This window comes from Rhodospirillales bacterium, assembly GCA_014323865.1.
In the GTDB taxonomy this organism is placed as follows: Bacteria; Pseudomonadota; Alphaproteobacteria; order SP197; family SP197; genus SP197.
Genome location: JACONG010000001.1, coordinates 19927 through 40490 on the forward strand (window position 1 = coordinate 19927; position 20564 = coordinate 40490).

Genomic DNA, 20564 nt, shown 5'->3' on the forward strand with positions numbered 1-20564 from the left:
CGATCAGGACGTCGAGGAAAAGCCACTCCTGCGCGACCCGTGTTCGATCCCGGCGACCGGCGGCTGGTGGGTCAGGCCCGATTCAACAGGGTGCCGATTGCGGAACAATCCACCGTTCCCCGTCTGCGGAGGCGGTCGGGAAGAAACGGAAGACTTCAGGCGGCCATGCCGCCTGAAATCCGCCGCCTGAAATCTCAATTGTCCAGATCAACCATGGGCTGATGAAAATCGTTCGCCGATGTTGCGCCGGGCATACGATTTCGGTTGTCACGCCCGAAAGACGCTGGCAGCGTCCGCCGCTTTCTCTTGCTGGGGGTTGGCGATGGCGCGTCTGGCAGTCGATATCGGCGGCACCTTTACCGACATTGCATTGGAACTTGATGAAGGGCGGCTCGAGACCTCGAAGGTCCCGACCACGCCGCGCACGCCCGAACAGGGTGTGATGAACGGTGCGCGACTGGCCCTTGAGAAGGCCGGGCTCGGTGCAGAGGCGGTCACCGGCGTCATTCACGGCACGACGCTCGCGACCAATGCCCTGATCGAACGCAAGGGCGCAGCGACCGGCCTGATCTGCACCGAAGGTTTCCGCGATACGCTGCGGCTGGCCTACGAAAACCGCTACGACCAGTACGACATCTGGCTCGACAAGCCCGATCCCATCGTACCGCGCCACCTCACCTTCCCCGTCGCCGAACGCATGGACGTGCGCGGACAGGTCCTCACCGAGCTCGACGAAAATGCGATCGCACCGATCGCGGAACGCCTGAAGGCCGAAGGCGTGGAGGCTGTCGCGATCGGTCTGCTTCACGCCTATGCCAACCCCGACCACGAACATCGCGTGCGCGACCTGCTGCTGGCCGAAGCGCCTGATCTCCATGTCACGCTGTCGTCGGAAGTCTGCCCGGAGGTTCGCGAGTACGAACGCCTGACCACGGCAACATGCAACGCCTATGTCCAGCCGCTGATAGCGCGCTACCTGCAGGCCCTTGATACCGAGCTGCAGGCCGCCGGCATCGGGGGACCGATGCTGCTGATGACATCGGGCGGGGGCGTCTGCTCACTCGAGACCGCCATACGCTTCCCGATCCGTCTTGTTGAATCCGGCCCCAGCGGCGGCGCGATCCTGGCCGCCAGCGTGGCTGCCGAGCGCGGCGAGGCCGAGGTGCTGAGCTACGACATGGGCGGCACCACGGCGAAGATCTGCCTGATCGACAATGCCGAACCGATGACCGCCCGCACCTTCGAGATCGCGCGGGCGGCGCGCTTCATCAAGGGCAGCGGCCTGCCTGTCCGGATCCCGGTGATCGAGATGATCGAGATCGGTGCGGGCGGCGGCTCGATCGCCCGGCTCGACAATCTCGATCGGATCACCGTCGGCCCCGACAGCGCAGGCTCCGAGCCCGGCCCCACCTGCTACAGCCGAGGCGGCACCGAACCCACGGTGACCGACGCCGACCTGACGCTGGGGCGGCTCGACTCCGGCGATTTCGCCGACGGGCGTATGACGCTCGACGGCGAGGCGGCACGCGGCGCGATCGCACGCCAGGTCGGCGACGGCCTCGGGCTCAACGCGACCGACGGCGCACTCGGCATCTCCGAGGTGATCGACGAGACCATGGCGAATGCCGCCCGCGTGCACGCCGTCGAACGCGGCAAGGACCTCAGGAAACGCACAATGATCGCCTTCGGCGGGGCGGGCCCGCTCCATGCATGCCGCATGGCAGAAAAACTGCAGATCCCGCGCGTCGTGATTCCCAACAACCCCGGCGTCGGTTCGGCCGTCGGCTTCCTGCGCGCGCCGATCGCTTATGAGGTCATCCGCAGCCGCTACATGACGCTCTCGGCATTTGAGCCCGAGGCCGCCAACGAGGTCTTCCGGCAACTCGGCGATGAGGCGTGCGCGGTGGTGCACGAAAGTGCTGCCGATGCGCCCGTCACGGAAAAACGAAGCTGTTTCATGCGCTACCTCGGCCAGGGTCACGAAATCGAGGTGCCGGTCAGCAACGGCGTGCTCGACGGTGCCGAGCGCGATCATCTCCGGGCCGCCTACGACGAGGAGTATGCCCGACTGTTCAGCCGAAGCGTGCCCGGTATGGACGTCGAGATCCTGGGCTGGAAGCTGGTGGTCTCGACCGAAGTGCCGCGCACCAACGGGCGCGACAGCGAGAGCCCGGACCACGCCGCCGAACCCTGCCGCTACCGCACGATGGTCGACCCGCGTGCAGGCGTCGCCAGGGAGGCACCCGTGTTCACGCGCGGCACCATGGCTGCAGGAGCGCAGTTCGAGGGCCCTTGCGTCGTGACCGAGGGCCAGACCACCACCGTCGTGACCGGCGGTTTCACGGGCCGCATCGACGGCCTGGGCCATATCGTCCTGGAACGCCGCGAGGAGGTCACGTGATGGCAAGCGCACTGGAACAGATCAACCAACAGATCATGTGGGACCGCCTGATCGCCGTCGTCGAGGAGCAGGGTCAGACGCTCATGCGTGCGGCCTTCAGTCCGATTGTGCGGGAGTCGGGCGACATCTCCGCCGGGATCTTCGACCTCCAGGGCCGAATGCTGGCCCAGGCGGTGACCGGCACCCCGGGCCACATCAACACCATGGCCGCCGCGGTCGTCCACTTCCTGGAGCACTTCCCCGCGGAAACCATGGTGGAAGGCGACATCTATCTCACCAACGATCCCTGGATGGGCGCGGGCCATCTCAACGATTTTGTCCTGGTGAAGCCGTGTTTCGTCGATGGCACGCTCGCTGGTCTCAACGCCTGCACCTCGCATCTTGCCGACATCGGCGGACGCAGCTTCGGGCCCGACGCCGCCGACGTGCATGAGGAAGGCATCTACATCCCGCCGGTGAAGCTCGTGAAGCAGGGCCAGATCGATGAAACCATGATGGCCGTGCTTTATGCCAACAGTCGTGTGCCCGTGCAGAACGAGGGCGACCTCTACGCGCTGATCGCGTGCTGCGAGGTGGGCGAGGAGCGGCTCGCGGAGATGATGACCGAGTTCGCCATGACCTCGCTCAGGAGCCTGGGCGACCACATCATCGAGACGTCGCGGCAGGCCACGCTGGAGCGTATCCGCAGCTGGCCGAACGGCACGTGGCAATCAGAGATGATGACCGACGGCTATGATTTCGAGATCAGGATCGCAGCCACGCTGACCGTCACCGACGACAGCATGACGATCGACTACACCGGAAGCTCGGGCCGCTCGCGCTACGGTATCAACTGCCCGTTGACCTATGCCCAGGCCTACACCGTGTTCGGCATCAAGTGTGTTGTCGCACCCGACATCCCCAACAATGCCGGTGCGCTCGAGCCCTTCATCGTGACGGCACCGCAGGGCTCGATCATGAACGCACTGAAACCCGCGCCCGTTGTGATGCGCCACATCGTGGGCCAGATGCTACCCGACGCCGCCTTCGGCTGCCTGCACCAGGCGCGTCCGGGTTCGGTTCCTGCGGAAGGCACGGGCGTTCTGTGGGATCTCTCCCTGCGCGGCGGCTTCGGTCACCACCAGGGCGAGAACCGGACCCGGTTCGCCATGGAACTCGTCCACAACGGCGGCACCGGCGGCCGGCCGACGCGTGACGGTCTCGACGCCACGGCCTATCCGTCCGGCGTCATGGGGAGTCAGGTGGAGATGGTCGAATCGACCTGTCCGCTGGTCGTCTGGCGGCGCGAGTTGCGTCCCGACTCCGGTGGCGCGGGCAAATATCGGGGCGGACACGGGCAGGTCATGGAGATCGGCTCGAGCGAGGAGGCTCCCTTCCAGCTTGCCGCCGCGCTCGACCGCATCACCTATCCCGCACGCGGGCGCGCCGGTGGTCACGACGGTGCCCCGGGCGTGCTACGGCTCAGTTCGGGCAAGCCGATGAACGGCAAGGGCGAGCAGGACATTCCCCCTGGGGACCGTCTCTGGGTCGAAACTCCCGGCGGCGGCGGTTACGGCGACCCGGCGGAACGCGACACGCCGCTCATCGAGGCGGACCTTCGCAGCGAACTCGTCAGCGCCGGGGCCGCAGCGCGCGACTACGGATATTGACCCCGCGTCAACCCTTCCCGGGAGATGGGAGATACCGGGACGTGACCGAATGTCCCGGTTCCATCGACAGGTTTCCCCGGCAAGGACAGCGCCGACTTTGCCCGTACTCTGAAGCAGGCCGATGGCATCGCCTCGCTGCGGCGCGACTTCATGCGCTTCTCGCCGCTCGGGTGCCTCGCGAGATCTAGAGCGCGGCGACAGCGGAAGCCAGCCGCACAATCTCATCGTCCGTATTGTGGTAGTGCACAGCCGCGCGGCAGATCGACGGCATGGCGCGGCTCTCGAAATCGAGCCGTGTCGACGATGGTGACGAGGCACCGACGACAATGCCCCGGGCACCCAGCTGCGCGACAATCTCGCTGGCGTCCACGCGGTCGTGACTGAAGGTCACGATAGCGCACCGATCGGCCTGCGTGCCGGCGTCGCGCAACGTGACGCCGTCGAGCGCCGCGAGGCGATCCCGCAGATCTCCAGCCAGCGCGGCATTGCGCCCGGCAATCGCATCGAGACCGACATCCAGCGCATAATCGACCGCAACGCCGAGGCCGACCTTGCCGGCCACGAAGCTCTCCCAGTTTTCGTAGCGTCGCGCGGTCGGCGCCATTTCGTAGCGATCCGGCGCGACCCATTCGGCCGACAAGAGGTCGAGAACCGGCGGCTCGTGGTGTTCCATGATCGCTTCTGACGCATAAAGAAAGCCCGTCCCGCGCGGCCCGCGCAGGAACTTGCGACCGGTGGCCGACAGGAAGTCGCAGCCGATCGCCTGGACATCAAGCGGTATTTGACCGACCGATTGGCAGGCATCCAGCAGGTAGGGTACGCCCTTTGCACGCGCGATTCGTCCGACCTCCCCGGCCGGTGTGACCAGGCCTCCCGACGTCGGCACGTGCGTCATGGCAATCAGACGTGTGCGTGCGTCGATCAGACCCTCCAGGGCCGCGACGTCGACCTGGCCGTGCCCGTCATTCGGCGCGACAACGATCTCGATTCCCCGCTGCTTCACCGCCTGCAGGCAAGCGATGAAGTTCGAGGCGTATTCGGCGACCACCGTGACGACATTGTCGCCGGGCTTCATGGCCTGAACCAGCCCGTAGAAGGCCTGACCCCAGGCGACGGTCGCGTTTTCGACCAGCGCGATCTCGTCGGACGAACAGTTCAGCATGCGCGCGATCGACATGTAGGTGCCGTCGATCGCGGGGCTGGCCTCGCCTTCTGCCGCATACCCGCCGACCTCGGCCTCCCGCCGCAGGTGCTCCTGCAACGCATGGAGTACAGGGTCGGGCATCAGGCCCGCACCGCAGCTCATGAAATAGGCCTGGTTGTCGAGCGCGGGTGTGTCGGCCCGGACCCTGGCGAGATCGATCATGGCACTGCCCTGTTTCTGTTCGGCGCTGCCTGATATGTCACGAGGCCCTGGCATCCGCCAGCGTTGAAAAGGACCCTGACAATCCGATCACTCGGCGAGGCACATGCGAAGCCCGCCAACGGCTTTCGCACCATCCTGAGTCTTCTGCCCTATCTGTGGCCGAAGGGTCAGACGAGCATGCGCGCCCGGGTCGTGCTGGCGTTGATCTGCCTGGTGCTGGCCAAGATCGCGATCGTGACCGTGCCGATCTTCTACAAGGATGCGGTCGACAGTCTGGTCTCGGCCGAAGAGGGCCTGATCGTCGCGATCCCGATCGGCGTGATCCTGGCCTATGGTGCGGCGCGCATCGCCTCGCTGGGCTTCAACGAGCTGCGCGATGCGATTTTCGCCCGGCTCGGCCAGCGCGCCATCCGCCGCATCATCCTGAAGGTCTTCCGCCATCTTCACAGGCTGTCGCTGCGTTTTCATCTGGAGCGCCAGACCGGCGGCCTCTCGCGCATCATCGAGCGCGGCAACCGGGCGATCGAGCTGCTGCTGCGGATCAGCCTGTTCAACCTGATCCCGACCGTGATCGAGCTCGTCCTGACCTTCGGTATCCTCTGGTACATGCTCGACTTCGCCATCGCCGCGGTCACGCTGGTCACGGTGGTGGTCTACATCGCCTACACGATGGTCGTGACCGAGTGGCGCATCCGCTTCCGGCGGCGCATGAACGACGCCGACACCAGCGCCAACACACGTGCCATCGACAGCCTGCTGAACTACGAAACCGTCAAGTACTTCGTGAACGAGGAGCACGAGGCAAGGCGTTACGACGACCGGCTGGCGAGCTACGAGGATGCGGCGGTGAAATCGAATGTTTCGCTCGCCGCGCTCAACTTCGGCCAGGCCGCGATCATCTCGATCGGCCTGACGCTCGTGATGCTGATGTCCGCGGCGGGCATCGTCGAGGGCAGCATGACGGTGGGCGACTTCGTTCTGGCCAACACCTATCTGATGCAGCTCTATCAGCCGCTCAACCTCTTCGGGTTCGTCTATCGCGAGATCAAGCAGGCGCTGATCGACATCGAGGAGATGTTCCGCCTGCTCGCCGTCGAGGCCGAGATCACGGACAAGCCCGACGCAAAGCCCCTCGTGATTGACGGCGCAGCGATACGGTTCGATGGCGTCGATTTTGCCTATGACAAACGGCGACCGATCCTGCAGGGCATCGATTTCACGGTTCCCGCCGGCAAGAAGGTTGCAGTCGTCGGCCCTTCGGGTGCGGGCAAGTCGACGCTCTCCCGCCTGCTTTATCGCTTCTACGATGTCGGCACCGGTACGATCACCATCGACGGTCAGGACCTGCGCGACGTCACGCAGAACAGCCTGCGCCAGGCAATCGGCATCGTTCCGCAGGACACCGTGCTGTTCAACGACACGATTGCCTACAACATTGCCTACGGACGGCCCGGGGCATCGCGCGAAGAGGTGGAGGAGGCGGCCCGGCTGGCGCGTATCCACGACTTCGTGACCGGCCTGCCCGACGGCTACGACACGATCGTCGGCGAACGCGGGCTCAAGCTCTCCGGCGGTGAGAAACAGCGGGTCGCGATTGCCCGCACGATCCTGAAGAACCCGCAGATCCTGATCTTCGACGAGGCGACCAGCGCACTCGACACCCACACCGAGCGCGCCATCCAGGCCAATCTCAACGACATCGCGAAGGGGCGGACGACGCTGGTCGTCGCCCACCGCCTTTCGACCGTGGTCGACGCCGACGAAATCCTAGTGCTCGAGGACGGACAGATCGTCGAACGCGGGCGTCACGCGGACCTGCTCGTCACCGACGACATCTACGCCGGCATGTGGCACCGCCAGCAGGAAAACGGCGAGGAGCCGAAAGAGCAACACGCGCCGCTTCCGTGACGCAACCCAGCCATGCAGGCGTTTTTCTTGCATCTTGTGCCGATGAGGGGTCCCATGACGCCCGGCACAGAGCGAGGGAGCGTGCCGGGTGCGTGGTCTTCATCTTCAGGTCTGGCTGGGCGTTGCCGACCTTCCGCATGCGATGCCGTTCGCGGTGCTTTACGGCTTGCAGGGCATTGCCCGTGCACTACCCCTGACGATCCTTCCGCTCACCGCGCTCGAAATCACCGGATCGGCCCAGGAGGTCAGCCTGCTCTATTTCGCGGCCTCCTTCGTCGGCCTGGGTGGCAGCCTGTCGATGCCACTGCTGGTCCATCTCTTCCGACGACGTCGGGTGGTGGGCATGGGAACGGCACTCATCTGCCTCGCCGCGATCCTACTTTCGCTCGGCAACATCCATGTCTTCGCGGCGGGCCTGACGTGTTTCCTCGTCGGCTTCATCGCGCTCGATATCTCGTTCAACCTCTACCTGATGGACCACATCCCGCGGCAGGAGTTCAACCGTTTCGAACCGGTGCGGGTGCTTTTCATGGGATCGGGATTCATCATCGGACCGTTCGGCGGCGTGCTGCTGGCCCAGGCGTTCGGCAGGCCGGCTCCCTTCATGGCCATGGCCGTCCTGGCAACCGTCGCCTACCTCGTCTTCCTCTATCTGCGCTTCTCCGACAGCGAGGCCATCCAGGCCATGAAATCGTCGCCGCCCAACCCGTTCCGCTTCTTCCCGCACTTCTTCCGCCAGCCGCGCCTGCGGCTCGCCTGGCTGCTGGCCGTGGGACGGTCGAGCTGGTGGGCGATGTTCTTCGTCTATGCCCCGATCTATTGCGTGGAATCGGGCCTCGGCGACACGGTCGCCGGCATCATCGTCTCGGCCGGCTCGGGCGCTGTCCTGCTCTGCCCGTTCTGGGGCTGGGTCGGGCGCAAATGGGGTATCCGCAAACTCCTGATCATGGGTTACCTCGCCTCCGCCGTCGCCACGATCGTCGTCGCTGCGGTTGCCGCCAGCCCCTGGCTCGGCGTGACGCTCTTCATGGTGGCCGCCCTGGCCACCAGCATGGTCGACGGCGCGGGCAACATGCTCTTCCTGCGCGCCGTGCATCCGCATGAACGCGCCGAGATGACCAGCGTCTTCGCAACCTTCCGCGACACCTCGCAGATCGGCCCGCCGGGCCTCTTCTCAGCCCTGCTTCAAATCTTCGCCCTGCCCGCCGTCTTCGTCACCTCGGGCATCGGCATGCTCGCCATGGCCTGGTACGCCCGCTACGTTCCCAGGCAGTACTGACAGGGGTCAAAACGTGAGCCCCCACGCCAGAGTGTTGCCGAGATCATCAATCCGAAGGCCATGGCCTTTGTCGGAGCATCCCAAGACCAGCGCAAGTTCGGCGGTGGTATCTTCCACAACACGCTCAGCCCGGGTTTCGGCGGCACCATCGTGCCGGTCAACCCGAAGCGGGAGACGCTCTTCGATCTGCCCTGCGTGCCGCTTGTTTCCGAAGCACCCTGCCCGATGTCCCGGCTCCACGCCCTTCGGGCTACGGCCGGGATGACACGACCGCAGCGTTCGTATGCGCATTCAGGCGAGCGACTTGTCGATCTTCTCGATCAGATCGGGCGACAGGCCGTCGCGGGCACGGACACGCCGGAGCTCGGCCTTCATCAGCTCCTGGCGCGCGCTGTCCTGGCGCTGCCATCGTCCCAGGGCATCGACCATACGCGCGGCGACATGGGGATTGAGCGCGTCGAGTTCGAGCAGTCGATCGGCGAGGAAGCGATATCCGGAACCGTCCTTCTTGTGGAAGTTGACCGGGTTGCCCATCGCGAAGGCACCGACCAGAGCGTAGACTTTGTTCGGGTTCCTTATGTTGAACGCCTCGTGGCCGAGCAACGCCGCGACGCGATCGACCGCACCCGGCAGCGGTGACAGTGCCTGCACACCGAGCCATTTGTTGACCACGAGGTCGTCGTTGCGGAAGCGAACATAGAAGTCGTCGAAGCAGGCGGCGCGTTCCGGCGCGTCGATGAGGCCGATCAGGACCAAAGCGGCCAGCCGCTCGGTCATGTTGTCGGCCCGGTCGTACTCCGCCTTCACCCGTGCGATCGCCTCGGCGTCGGCCGTCGCAGCATAGTAGGTCAGCGCGGCGCCCTTGAGTGCACGGCGGCCGGCCTGGGCGGCGTCGGGGCTGAACGGTTCGTCGCACCGGCAGGCGTTGAAGGTCGCCAGCCAGTCGTCGCGATAGCGTTGCCCCAGCGCTAGGCGCATCGCCTCACGTGCCGTGTGAATCGCATCGACGTCGACGGTCTCCATCTGGTCGGCCAGGTAACTCTCGGCAGGCATCGACAGCGCCTGGGCCTTGGCCATGGGGTCGATCCCGCCATCGGCCAGGACTGCACCGAGCGCCTCGACGTAATGATCGTCGATCGTGGCTTCGACGCCCGACCGGATCTGCGCGACCATGTCGAGCAGAACCCTGGTGCCGTACTGCTGGCCCGCCTCCCAGCGCGCGAAGGGATCGGTATCGTGTGCCAGAAGAAAGGCGCAGTCCTCGTCGCTCAGATCGGTCTTGAGCCGGACCGGAGCGCTGAAGCCGCGATTGAGCGACGGCACCGGCGCGGCGCCGACATTCCCGAAACGGAAGGTCATGCTGTCCGAGGTCAGATTGAGCACGTGGCTCGACGACGTCACGCCCTCAACCGTCGTCTCCATCTCGCTGCCGTTCGGCCCGATCAGGCCGACCTCGAATGGGATGTGGAGCGGTTTCTTGTCGGGCTGGCCGGGTGTCGGCGCGGTCGCCTGCGCCAGTGTCAGCTCATAACTGCGGGTGTCGGCATCATACGCACCGCTGGCCGAGATGACCGGCGTGCCGGCCTGGCTGTACCAGAGCTTGAAGTGGTTGAGATCAGCGTCGTTGGCATCCGCCATGGCAGCCACGAAGTCATCGCAGGTCACCGCCTGGCCATCGTGGCGCTCGAAGTAGAGATCCATGCCCTTGCGGAAGCCGTTGCGGCCCAGAAGGCGCTCCATCATGCGGATCACCTCGGCGCCCTTCTCATAAACGGTCGCGGTATAGAAGTTGTTGATCTCGATATAGTTTTCGGGCCGGACCGGGTGGGCCAGCGGCCCGGCATCTTCCGGAAACTGCGCCGAGCGCAGACGGCGCACGTCGTCGATCCGCTTGACGGCCCGGCTGCGCATGTCGGCGCTGAACTCCTGATCCCGGTAGACCGTCAGCCCCTCCTTCAGCGAGAGCTGGAACCAGTCGCGGCAGGTCACGCGGTCGCCCGTCCAGTTGTGGAAGTACTCGTGAGCAATGACACTCTCGATAGCGTCGTAGTCGCCGTCGGTCGCGGTCTCGGGGCTGGCCAGAACCAGCTTCGAATTGAAGATGTTGAGGCTCTTGTTCTCCATCGCTCCCATGTTGAAGTCGCCCACGGCCACGATGTTGAAGATGTCGAGGTCGTACTCCAGGCCGTAACGCTCCTCGTCCCAGCGCATGGAGCGCTTCAGCGCATCCATCGCATAGGTGCACTTCTCCTGATTGCCGTGCTCGCTCCAGATCCTGAGGTCGACGACACGGCCCGAGGCTGTCGTGAACGTGTCCTTGATCGAGCCAAGATCGCCGGCGACCAGGGCGAAGAGATAGCTCGGCTTGGGGAACGGATCGTGCCAGACCGCACGATGGCGGCCGTCGCCCAGATCGCACGCCTCGACCAGGTTGCCGTTCGACAGCAGGATCGGATAGCGCACCTTGTCGGCATCCATCGTGACCGTGTAGGTCGCCAGCACGTCGGGCCGGTCGGGATAGAAGGTGATGCGCCGGAAACCCTCGGCCTCGCACTGGGTGCAGAACATGTCCGACGAGACGTAGAGCCCCTCAAGCGCCGTGTTGGCCGCCGGCGCAATCGTCGTTTCGGTGACGAGCGTGAACGCCCGCGGCGGTTCATGAATGACCAGACCCGACGCATCGTGCCTGTAGGCGTCGGTGCCGAGCGCCTCGCCGTCGATGGCGACGGCATCGAGCGGGAGATCGTCGCCGTCGAGTCGGAACGGCCGGGTTTCGCCCTCGTGACTGGCCACCACGCACAACTCCGCGCGCACCTTCGTGGCGTCGGGCACCAGCGTGACGTGGAGCGCAATCGTCTCCACCCGATAGTCGGGCGGCTGATAGTCGCTGAGATAGATGGCGCGAGGCTCTTCGGTGCGCATGGTCGGTCCTTTTTGGTTCTGTGCATCCTGTCCGATTCGGGGGAGACACGCCAAACGAAAGGCCATCAGGCTCCGACATTCCCGGATGCCGGGTGGCCCGCCTTCCCGGGCGGTTTTCCGGTGTCGCGGCGATGCTGGTCTACGCCTGGTCCGCCCGCCACCTGCCGCAGGGCATGTGACGACTAGCCGCGTGTGGCCTGGAGCCGTGCCAGCGGCTTCTCGTCGATCGGGATGTGCAGGATGGCGGCGACAAGGCCGAGACCAGCGCTGATCCACCAGACGATGTCGTAGGAGCCGGTGGTATCGTAGAGCCAGCCGGCGAGCCAGACGCCGACGAAACTGCCAAGCTGATGGCTCACGAAGACGATGCCGAAGAGTGTGGCCATCCAGCGCACGCCGAAGATCTGGGCCACCAGCCCTGTCGTGAGCGGGACCGTGGCGAGCCACAGGAAACCCATGCCGGCCGCAAAGGCATAGATCGTGAACTCGGTCCTGGGCGCCAGCATCAGGGCCACAACGAAGATCGACCGGACGAAATAAATCCAGGCAAGGCTGTAGCGCTTGGACCAGCGCTGCCCCGCCGCGCCCGCCGCCAGCGATCCCAGAATGTTGCAGCCGCCGACGATCGCAATGGCCACGGCCGCAACGGTCGGCGCCAGACCCAGGCCGGTGACATAGGCGGGGAAATGGATGGTGATGAAGGCAATCTGGAAACCACAGACGAAGAAGCCGAGCGTGAGCAACACGTATCCGCGGTGTGCGGCGGCTTCACGGAGGGCCTCGACCATCTTCTGGTCGCTCGCGACCTCGCCGACACCGGCCGAGCTGCGCGGCAGGATAAACGCCAGAGGAATCATGACCAGCGCCGCTGCGGACAAGGCGAGCAGCGCACCCTGCCAGCCGAACATGTCGATCGCAAATTGGGCGTTGGGCGAGAACACGACCTGGCCGAACGAACCCGCCGCGGTGCCAAGGCCAAGCACGAGCGACCGCTTCTCCGGTCCGACAACACGCGCCATCGCTGCCATGGCCAGCGAAAACGTGGTGAAAGCAATGCCGAGACCGACCACAACGCCGGCGGTGACGTGGAACAGCCATCCCGCCTCCACCACTGACATCGCCCAGTTGCCGAAGGCGTAGAGCACCGAACCGAAGATGATCACGCGCGCCGGGCCGAAGCGGTCGGCAATGGCGCCGGCGACCGGAACGCCGAGGCCCCAAAGCAGGTTCTGGATCGCGAGCGCAATGGAGAAGGTCTCGCGGCTCCACATACGCGCCTCTGTTATCGGCTCGAGGAAAAGGCCGTAGACCGAACGAATCCCGAAGCCGATCATCGCGATGGCGCAGCCCGCGGCGATCACCATCAGCGGCGTGCGCCATGTCGAGGCAGTGGGCTCGGTATGGGTCATGTCAGGATGCTTTCGGGCTGCAGTGCAGAAACGGTTGCCATCCTATCCGGTCAGACGGCCGAGGAAAGAACCCGGTTGTCCCGCTGCAACCGGCCGTTCAGCCGTCCAGAAGCTTCTTGAACGCGCGGCCGACGAAGCGCACCGGATGTTCTCCGGCCGGTCGCTCGGCGGCCATCTGCTTCATCGCGCGCGCCTTCTGCTCAATCACAGGCCTGGCGTTCTCGTCATAGAGCCGCTTGACGCCGGCCTTGACCCGGGGGTTCGTGGCGGCGTGCCGTGCGGCGGTCATGAGGAGGCGGCGCAAGAGCATGGTGATCAGATCGGTGGAACGATGTCGGTGTTCAAGGCATTGGGCCCCGGTTTGAAGAAGAGCAGCAGGACCAGGCGGCCGTTCTCAACGCTGTCGCCAAAGCCGTCACCGCTGGAATGCCAGAACCACGGCCGGAACAGGATGCAACGGTTGAACTTCAACGGGAGCGTGAAGGAGTGCTCCCACTCCTCCATGTTTTCACCCTTGGCGGGATCGAGCACGTCGATCAGGGCGTCGCGCGGCGTCGGCTTGCCGTAGAGGCGCTGGGCCTCCTCGTCGTTGATCGGCGCGCGATCGCTGCCGGTCCTTTTGTGGATGAAGAAATCCGTCCCGCCCTGCCAGTCCTCGTCACGGCTGAGCCCGATGATCCCGGCCCAGGCCGCGCCGGGATCGCAGTGCACCCGGCCCGACGGGCGCGGATCATCGGCCAGAGTTACGCGGACACAGCCGTGGGACTGCCCCAGCGCGACAAGCTGCTGACCCAGAATGTTCGAGAACATCGCCTCGTGATTGGGCCAGGCCATGGATTGCCGCGAGTTGCGGCCCTGGTAGTAGACTCCCTTCGGGGCCGGCGGGAAGTCGAGCCCGAGGGCCGTCCGGCGCGCCGCCGCCGGATTGTCGAAGAAGTCGTCGACGATCATGCAGGAGGACTTCATCGGCGGTCAGCGCCCCACGATATCGGAGATGTCGTTGATTTCGTCGGGCGTCATCGGCCAAGCCGTGACCGCGGCCGCATTGGCCTTCGCCTGCTTCGGCCTGGTCGCACCGCAGATCACGGTCGAGACGACCTCGTGGCTCGCAAGCCAGCCGATGGCCAGCTCGAGCGTGTTGCAGCCCATGCCCGCGAGCGACACGTAGAGACCCGACTCACCGAAGGTGCGGAATTCCATGATCTGATCCCCGTCTGGCAGGGCGCATCCTAGAGCATTGGACGCGACGATTGAATCGCCGGATGCGGGGTGACAGGCCTCGTGCGTGAATCCGCTCTGCATCCAGGGACTCAGAGCATCAGGTTCGTTCGCTGTGTCGCGAAACCCATGATGCTGACCAGCAAGGTTACCGACAGAACCACGATTCCGGGGCTGTCGCGGCCCAGTTCGACCGGGCGATCGGTGAACCGGCCGATTGCGAGCACGGCCGGGATCGTGAGCGCGATGGTCGCCAGCGCCGGACCGAGGCAGATGTTGACCGCGCGCTGCAGGAGATTGTGGCGGGCCGACGTGAATCGCGGTGAGGCCCTCCGGCGTATCGTGAGGCTCTTCATCATTCGTCCCCTTCCTCGCCGACCAGGCAGAACCGATCGCGCGGGATTGCGCAACGTCCGGGTCCTGACGGTTGCCGCCACGGTCACACCGCGATAGGTCGGTGCATGGCCGAGGACTTCCCCGTCAACCACGATCTGCGCGCCGCGATGGCGCAGCGGCTCGACGCGTTCAAGTGCCAGCCGCAGGAAGATGAGGGTCTCAAGCGTGCGGCCGTCACCATGACAGTGATTTCCGACAGCAGGGGACGGGGCGCCTTCATCCTGACGCGGCGTGCGCCGCGCATGAACCGCCACGCGGGCCAATGGGCGCTGCCGGGTGGCCGCCTCGACCCGGGCGAAACACCGGAAGAGGCAGCGCTGCGCGAGCTCGAAGAAGAGGTCAATCTCTCGCTACCGCCCGACGCGGTGCTCGGCCGACTCGACGACTACCCGACCCGTTCGGGTTATCTGATCACACCGGTGGTGATCTGGGCGGGCGAGCGGGTCGAACTCGTGCCCAATCCCGACGAGGTTGCCTCGATCCATCGTGTACGGTTCTCGATCCTCTTCCGTCCGGGATCGCCCGAGTTCGTCGAGATCCCCGAAAGCGACCGCCCTGTTATCCGCATGCCCATGCTGGGCAGCAAGATCCATGCGCCGACCGCCGCGGTGATGTACCAGTTCCGCGAGGTCGCCCTGGCCGGACGCGACACGCGCGTCGCCCATCTCGAACAACCTGTCTTCGCCTGGAAGTGAATCGCTGTCGATATCCTTCGCATCTTTCTGACCGTCGGCCTCAGGCTCCATTTCTGGCTCAACATCATCCTGCTGACTGTGCCGGGCTATGGGCTCGGCTTGATCCATGGCACCTGGATCATCGCGACCAGGCGCGCAGGTCGAGGGACAGTCGTGGGGGCAGGCGCTGTAGCCGATCCGAACTCCGCCCTGGGGCAAGGCTTCCTCACATTTCCAGGGTCAGCACGCCACCGTCGAGCGGCAGGGCTTCTCTTCACCAGGCCAGCAGCGGCATCACACCACGGGGCCGAACATTCTGCTCGGCACAGGCCTGTGCCACGCGATCGTGCGGCGGTGCCGTATCGGACGCAATACCCCAGGTGTGGGCGGGCAGCCCCCCAGTGATCCAGACCGAGTCGATCCCGGCCTGCTGCGCACCGACGATGTCGGTTTCGATGCCATCTCCGACCGCCAGAATGCGCTCGGGCGGCACGTCGCCCATCAGAGCGCGACAACGGCGGTAGACCGCCGGGCAGGGTTTGCCTTCCTGCCGCATCGCACCGCCGCGCGCCTGCCAGTCCCCGGCGATCGCGCCCGCACATATCTCCCGCTTCTCGCCGCGCAGCACGGACTTGTCGGGATTGGCGGAGACCAGCGGCAGACCGGCCCGGAAGGCGGGTTCGATCTCAGGCCATATGTCATCCAGCGTTTCACCGCTTTCGCGAATGCCACAGCACAGCACGAACTCGGCGTCACCGATGTCGGCGACACGTTCGTAGTCGAGCCCGTCGAGCAGGATCGCATCGTTCTCCGTGCCGACGTGGTAGTAACGGCAGCCGAGCGCCGCGAACCAGGGGTCGCTCCGTTCCTCCATCTCCAACCTCAGGGCGAGGCCGGCGGTCATGATGGCGTCCCAGGCGTTGTCCGGCACGCCCATGCGCGCGATCTGGCCCTTGACCGGCACATCCGTGCGCGGCGCGTTCGACAGCAGCACGATCCGTCCGCCGCGCTCGCGGAAACGGACGAGAGCCTCGACGGCTGACGGGTAGGCCACTATCCCGTTGTGCAGACAACCCCAGAGGTCGACCAGGACGCCGTCGTAGTCGTCGGCGATCTCGGCGAGACCAGAGATCAGGGGAACGGACGCAGTGATCATGACAACGGTCCGGGCTCAGCCGGGGCGTCCTGACACGGTGTGCGCTTCAGGGCAAGGACCGGAGATCGAGCAGGGCCGTCACGGCGCGAACCATGGCGATCTGCCCCGCGACGCCCGTGGCCTCGGACTCGATGTGGGAGAAACCGGGCACGACGAACAGCGTGCTTCCCGGCACGGCCTCAGCCAGGCGCACGCTTTCCTCGCAGGGCACGATCGGATCGGCATCGCCGTGAACCAGGATGATCTTGCCTTCGAGCCCGGAGAGGTCGTGCAGGATGGGCGAGACCGCCATCATGCCTGCCCGCAGGCTCGGATCGAGGTCCGCCAGCAAGGGCTCGACGCGGGCCGGGTCCGTGTTGGCCGCGAACGCCAGCAATGCGCGCGCATCCGGCTGCAGCACTGCCATGACCGCCGCGATCTCGGTCAGCGATGGTGTGCCCTCCACGTAGGCATCGCGAGCAAGCGAGTCGAGCGTCCATCGATCTTCGGGGGAGGAGACCAGCGGCGCGTTGGCGAGGAGCAGGATCCACCGGGCGCGCGGATCCGGCTCGCCGATCCGGGCATCCGCTCCGGCGCCGATCGCACCGGTCGTCGTGAACCGCACCACCGACAGGGCGTCGTAGTAACCGCCGAGTCCGAGGTAGGCATCCACGAGGTCACCGCGGTCACCCGCGAGCGCAACGAGCGCGGGTCCCTGGCCGTAGGAGATCGCGACCACGACAGTCGGAAGCTCTGCCTGGCGGGCAACGGGTACAACATGATCAATGACCGATGCGAGCACCGCTGCGTCGGCGGCGTCGGTCCGGAAGCGTGTGGCACCGGGAAGCTCCGGCACCACGGTGCGAAAGCCTGAGCCTGCGAGAACTCCAGCCACGGCAATGACTCGTTCGTCATCGCGGCCTGCCGGCGTCAGCCCCGGCACGAGGACAAGCACCGCTGTTGCTTCATCGGGTTCGTAAACGTCAAACGCCAGCACGCCGTCGTCGACAGTCAGCATCACGTCTCGCCGCTCGATGGTGTCCGGGACGACACCGGGCGCTGCGGTGAGCAAGCCGCCCAGAACCGTGACCGACTCGCCATGGCGCAGCCAGATGGAACCGGCGGCGAGCAGAAACAGGACGACAACAACGGCCAGGGCCAGGAAGACGCAGCGCCATTTGCCCCGATCTCGCGGCCGACGATACAACGTCAGCCTTCGGCGGCGAGGCATGCATCGAAGCGGCCCGCAGCGATGGCCTCCGCGACGGTGCCAAGCTCGTGAGTCATGCTGCGATCGCCGTCGAGCGGCGACACGATAGTCCGCACCGTGTCGCGGAACGCACAAGCGACATGAGCGGCTTGCGCGGGCGCACGCAGATCGAACGCCTCGGCCGCCGCGATCAGTTCGCAGGCCGCAGCCTGGCGCAGCAGGTCGACGGCATCGCGCGCCTGGCGCACGGCGAGAGTCGACATTGGCGCATGATCCTCGACGTTGTAGCCGGAGCTGTCCTGCAGGCTCGCCGGCGCACCGAGCATGTGAATCTCCTTGGACAGGGTCTCGGAGGTCAGCGACATCAGGCCGAGTCCGGCATGGGTCGTACCGTGGCGCGTCAGCGATTCCGGGAGATCGGTGAACCGATTCTGCAGCAGGCGCGAGACACGCTGTGCCACCATCGTGGAGGTCTGCGACATTGCCAGCGTCAGCGCATCGAAGGCGACCGCCATGGCCGGCGTGTGGAAGTTGCCGGTGGAGAGGATCTCCTCGTCGCGCTCCAGAACCACCGGGTTGTCCCCGGCACCGTTGAGTTCGACCGTAACATTGGGTTCGCAGAAGTCGATCGCCGCGCGCAGGCTACCATGGACATGGCTGACGCAGCGCAGGCTGATGGGATCCTGGACCCGGCGCGGCCCGCCCGCTTCGAACAACACCGTGCCCTCGAGCTTGTGCCGCAGGCTCTGCGCCGCGCGCGCCTGTCCCGGCGCCCCGCGCGCCATCACGACACGCGGATCGATCGGACTCGGGTTGGCGCGAAAGGCCTCGAACGACAGAACGACGATGCCATCCATCAGATCGAGCAGATGCTCGATGTCGTGCAGGACAAGGGCACCCAAGCCTGCGGACACGGCATTGGCCGCACAAAGCGCGAGGCCCTCCTTCTCGAGTGGCTGAACGATATCGATACCGGCGCACATCATGGCCTCGGCACCATCGAACCACGCGCCATCGAGCTCGGCCCGACCGTCGCCGAACAGCGGCAGCGCCATGTTGGCACACAGCGCCAGATCCGAGGCGCCGACCGAACCGATCGACGGAATCCAAGGATGCACGCCGCCGTTCAACATGGCGCACAGCGTCTCCGCGATCAGCGGACGTGCGCCCGCTCCGCCGCGCGCCATGCTGCTGGCCCGTGTGAACATCGCCGCACGCACGGCATCGCGCGGCAGCGGTGCGCCGGCACCACAGGCCCGGGCCAGCACCATGACCCGGCTGAAGTTCTCGCGTTCTTCCTTGCTGACCTCATGAACCACACGGCCGCCCAGGCCACGCGTCAGGCCGTAGACCGGCCTGTCCTCGGCGCTGAAGCGCTCGACCACCGCGCGCGAACGCGCCATCGCATCGCGCGCGACATCGGACAGAGCAACAGCTTCACCATCTCTTGATACCGCCACGACATCGGCGATTGCGGTGTCGCCACCACCAAGAAGGACCGTCGTCATGCCGTTCCTTTCAACAATCCGATCCGAGCGTTACGGACACAGCCTCATGCAAAAAATGCAACCTCGACGACAACGAAGCAAGGGGATCGTCAGATTGCGGCGCCTGTGAGCCCGACACTATTTGCCCCCAACCAAACCCGATGCATGGTCCCCGCCGATGGCGTATGCCACGGCTTCCTCCGAGGTTAATCCGATGGTGAGCACGACTCTTGCATCGGCCTGCCCGGACGGGCTTGCATGCCGACGTTGTCGTCCCACGATGGGACATTGAGCGCCCGATTTGCGAAGGAAGGGTCTTGCCATGCGCAAGGTTCTGATCGGACCGGGTGTCGTCATCGTTCTGCTGGTAGCGGTCGCCGTCGCGCTGCCGTTTTTCATTCCTGTCGATTGAGTCAAGGAGCAGGCCGAAGCCCGCCCCACCGATGCAACAGGCTGTCAGCTCTCGATCTTCCCGAACATCCGGATCGAGGCCAACAACATCAGCCTGGCCGGCGGCGATGTCGATGCCGGCGGCCTGCTCGACGGGTCTGGGCGGCGACGCTGCAGACGCACTCAGGAGCCTGTTCGACTGAACCGACGAGGCGGCTGCTCGGGTCAACCCCGGGCGGTTGCCTCGCTCGTTTCCAGCCAGCCGATCCAGGCGTCGTAGTCGGACCCGAAATCCTCTCCCGTGAGTGCCCTGAGAGACCAGGACGAGAACCAGCGGACATCGCCCGAATCGTCGTTAAGCGCCTCGATCAGCTCGGGTATGGCACTGACATCACCAATCCGTCCGAGCGACCAGGCAGCTTCCCAGCGAACACGTTCGTGGTCGTCATGGAGGGCTTCGATCAGGTCAGGCACGGCGATGGGGTCACCGATGTTGCCGAGCGCCGCTGCCACCGCGTAGCGGATCGCCGGCTCGTCCTCATGGAGCGATGGCATGATGCTCTCGACGCCCCAGGCCTCCGCCATTGCATGACAGATTTGCTCCAGAAACCCGCCCGGCTGCTCCAGCGCGATCCGGAAGGGGGCGTTGGCAGGGTCGTCGTAGCCGAGGTTCAGGGTGATGTCGAACGGACGCTGAATGGTGGCAGCGAAACTGCGTGCGGCCACGCTCCCGTCTGTTGCGACAATCGTGATCTCACCTGCAAGATTGGCACCGGTGTAAAGATAGGCCCTGCCGGGTTCCAGATAGATTCCGCCGATCGCCTGTCCCCGGACCTCGACCTGGATCGTCGATTCAGCGTCGCCGTCACCGGGCAGAAGAGGTTCGATGTCGGCGGCAAAGAGCATATCTTCGATATGCTCGACCACGGGCAACTCGTGGCCCTCGATCTCGTCGTACTCCATCAGCGAAGGCTTGCGGAACTCGTAGCGCTGGTCGACATTGATCAGGACGCTTTCGGGCATCACCTGCGCCCGGGACAAGCCCGTTGTCGACATGACAAGTGCCGCAGCCAGGACAGGCGTCAGACGTGCGAGGGAACGGGCATTCATGCTCCCAGCA

General features: G+C 65.5%; 16 protein-coding genes. 5 read left to right on the top strand and 11 right to left on the bottom strand.

What is annotated here, in order from left to right:
* Window positions 1–322: 322 nt before the first annotated feature.
* Both GDA49_00105 and GDA49_00110 read left to right on the top strand, forming a co-directional pair.
* Entirely contained in the window at window positions 323–2401 is a 2079-nt protein-coding gene (locus GDA49_00105) for a hydantoinase/oxoprolinase family protein (protein ID MBC6438826.1), read from the top strand.
* Window positions 2401–4050, top strand: a complete 1650-nt coding sequence (locus tag GDA49_00110; GenBank protein MBC6438827.1) for a hydantoinase B/oxoprolinase family protein — start codon at window positions 2401–2403, stop codon at window positions 4048–4050. The genes GDA49_00105 and GDA49_00110 overlap by 1 nt, the downstream gene beginning before the upstream one ends.
* Before the next feature lie 184 nt (window positions 4051–4234).
* Here the strand turns inward: GDA49_00110 and GDA49_00115 are convergent, their stop codons facing one another.
* Entirely contained in the window at window positions 4235–5416 is a 1182-nt protein-coding gene (locus GDA49_00115; protein ID MBC6438828.1) for an aminotransferase class V-fold PLP-dependent enzyme, read from the bottom strand.
* A 177-nt stretch (window positions 5417–5593) separates the two neighbouring features.
* On the opposite strand from GDA49_00115, the gene GDA49_00120 reads away from it, so the two are divergent.
* On the top strand, window positions 5594–7324 hold the full coding sequence (locus GDA49_00120; protein MBC6438829.1) for an ABC transporter ATP-binding protein/permease: 1731 nt from the start codon (window positions 5594–5596) through the stop codon (window positions 7322–7324).
* 88 nt (window positions 7325–7412) lie between these two features.
* Complete coding sequence (locus tag GDA49_00125) at window positions 7413–8603, top strand: MFS transporter (GenBank protein ID MBC6438830.1); 1191 nt, start codon at window positions 7413–7415, stop codon at window positions 8601–8603.
* 291 nt (window positions 8604–8894) lie between these two features.
* Here the strand turns inward: GDA49_00125 and pepN are convergent, their stop codons facing one another.
* From pepN to GDA49_00155, 6 genes are all read right to left on the bottom strand, one after another.
* Window positions 8895–11525: an aminopeptidase N gene (gene pepN, locus GDA49_00130; GenBank protein ID MBC6438831.1), complete on the bottom strand. Its 2631-nt coding sequence runs from the start codon at window positions 11523–11525 to the stop codon at window positions 8895–8897.
* Between the two features lie 182 nt (window positions 11526–11707).
* On the bottom strand, window positions 11708–12934 hold the full coding sequence (locus GDA49_00135) for an MFS transporter (GenBank protein ID MBC6438832.1): 1227 nt from the start codon (window positions 12932–12934) through the stop codon (window positions 11708–11710).
* 97 nt (window positions 12935–13031) lie between these two features.
* On the bottom strand, window positions 13032–13244 hold the full coding sequence (locus tag GDA49_00140; protein ID MBC6438833.1) for a hypothetical protein: 213 nt from the start codon (window positions 13242–13244) through the stop codon (window positions 13032–13034).
* Window positions 13245–13249: 5 nt separating this feature from the next.
* A complete protein-coding gene (locus GDA49_00145) occupies window positions 13250–13900 on the bottom strand; it encodes a hypothetical protein (GenBank protein ID MBC6438834.1) in 651 nt (216 codons plus the stop codon).
* Window positions 13901–13906: 6 nt separating this feature from the next.
* Entirely contained in the window at window positions 13907–14236 is a 330-nt protein-coding gene (locus GDA49_00150; protein MBC6438835.1) for an aldo/keto reductase, read from the bottom strand.
* Window positions 14237–14244: 8 nt separating this feature from the next.
* The gene (locus GDA49_00155) at window positions 14245–14511 is read right to left on the bottom strand and encodes a hypothetical protein (protein MBC6438836.1); all 267 of its coding nucleotides are present in this window, start codon (window positions 14509–14511) and stop codon (window positions 14245–14247) included.
* 102 nt (window positions 14512–14613) lie between these two features.
* Between GDA49_00155 and GDA49_00160 the strand changes: the two genes are divergently transcribed.
* A complete protein-coding gene (locus tag GDA49_00160; protein ID MBC6438837.1) occupies window positions 14614–15243 on the top strand; it encodes a CoA pyrophosphatase in 630 nt (209 codons plus the stop codon).
* A 253-nt stretch (window positions 15244–15496) separates the two neighbouring features.
* Here the strand turns inward: GDA49_00160 and GDA49_00165 are convergent, their stop codons facing one another.
* From GDA49_00165 to GDA49_00180, 4 genes are all read right to left on the bottom strand, one after another.
* Window positions 15497–16378: a TIGR01459 family HAD-type hydrolase gene (locus tag GDA49_00165; GenBank protein ID MBC6438838.1), complete on the bottom strand. Its 882-nt coding sequence runs from the start codon at window positions 16376–16378 to the stop codon at window positions 15497–15499.
* 46 nt (window positions 16379–16424) lie between these two features.
* Complete coding sequence (locus GDA49_00170) at window positions 16425–17564, bottom strand: alpha/beta hydrolase (protein MBC6438839.1); 1140 nt, start codon at window positions 17562–17564, stop codon at window positions 16425–16427.
* A 2-nt stretch (window positions 17565–17566) separates the two neighbouring features.
* Window positions 17567–19075, bottom strand: coding sequence for a histidine ammonia-lyase (locus GDA49_00175; protein MBC6438840.1), 1509 nt, complete (start codon window positions 19073–19075; stop codon window positions 17567–17569).
* 594 nt (window positions 19076–19669) lie between these two features.
* The gene (locus tag GDA49_00180) at window positions 19670–20554 is read right to left on the bottom strand and encodes a HEAT repeat domain-containing protein (GenBank protein ID MBC6438841.1); all 885 of its coding nucleotides are present in this window, start codon (window positions 20552–20554) and stop codon (window positions 19670–19672) included.
* Between the last annotated feature and the right edge of the window lie 10 nt (window positions 20555–20564).

Excerpts from the sequence above, each read along its gene's own strand:
- GDA49_00105 (MBC6438826.1), top strand. The coding sequence starts at position 323 with ATGGCGCGTCTGGCAGTCGATATCGGCGGCACCTTTACCGACATTGCA.
- GDA49_00110 (MBC6438827.1), top strand. The coding sequence starts at position 2,401 with ATGGCAAGCGCACTGGAACAGATCAACCAACAGATCATGTGGGACCGC.
- GDA49_00115 (MBC6438828.1), bottom strand. The coding sequence starts at position 5,416 with ATGATCGATCTCGCCAGGGTCCGGGCCGACACACCCGCGCTCGACAAC.
- GDA49_00120 (MBC6438829.1), top strand. The coding sequence starts at position 5,594 with ATGCGCGCCCGGGTCGTGCTGGCGTTGATCTGCCTGGTGCTGGCCAAG.
- pepN (MBC6438831.1), bottom strand. The coding sequence starts at position 11,525 with ATGCGCACCGAAGAGCCTCGCGCCATCTATCTCAGCGACTATCAGCCG.
- GDA49_00135 (MBC6438832.1), bottom strand. The coding sequence starts at position 12,934 with ATGACCCATACCGAGCCCACTGCCTCGACATGGCGCACGCCGCTGATG.
- GDA49_00140 (MBC6438833.1), bottom strand. The coding sequence starts at position 13,244 with ATGCTCTTGCGCCGCCTCCTCATGACCGCCGCACGGCACGCCGCCACG.
- GDA49_00145 (MBC6438834.1), bottom strand. The coding sequence starts at position 13,900 with ATGAAGTCCTCCTGCATGATCGTCGACGACTTCTTCGACAATCCGGCG.
- GDA49_00150 (MBC6438835.1), bottom strand. The coding sequence starts at position 14,236 with ATGCAGAGCGGATTCACGCACGAGGCCTGTCACCCCGCATCCGGCGAT.
- GDA49_00155 (MBC6438836.1), bottom strand. The coding sequence starts at position 14,511 with ATGATGAAGAGCCTCACGATACGCCGGAGGGCCTCACCGCGATTCACG.
- GDA49_00160 (MBC6438837.1), top strand. The coding sequence starts at position 14,614 with ATGGCCGAGGACTTCCCCGTCAACCACGATCTGCGCGCCGCGATGGCG.
- GDA49_00165 (MBC6438838.1), bottom strand. The coding sequence starts at position 16,378 with ATGATCACTGCGTCCGTTCCCCTGATCTCTGGTCTCGCCGAGATCGCC.
- GDA49_00175 (MBC6438840.1), bottom strand. The coding sequence starts at position 19,075 with ATGACGACGGTCCTTCTTGGTGGTGGCGACACCGCAATCGCCGATGTC.
- GDA49_00180 (MBC6438841.1), bottom strand. The coding sequence starts at position 20,554 with ATGAATGCCCGTTCCCTCGCACGTCTGACGCCTGTCCTGGCTGCGGCA.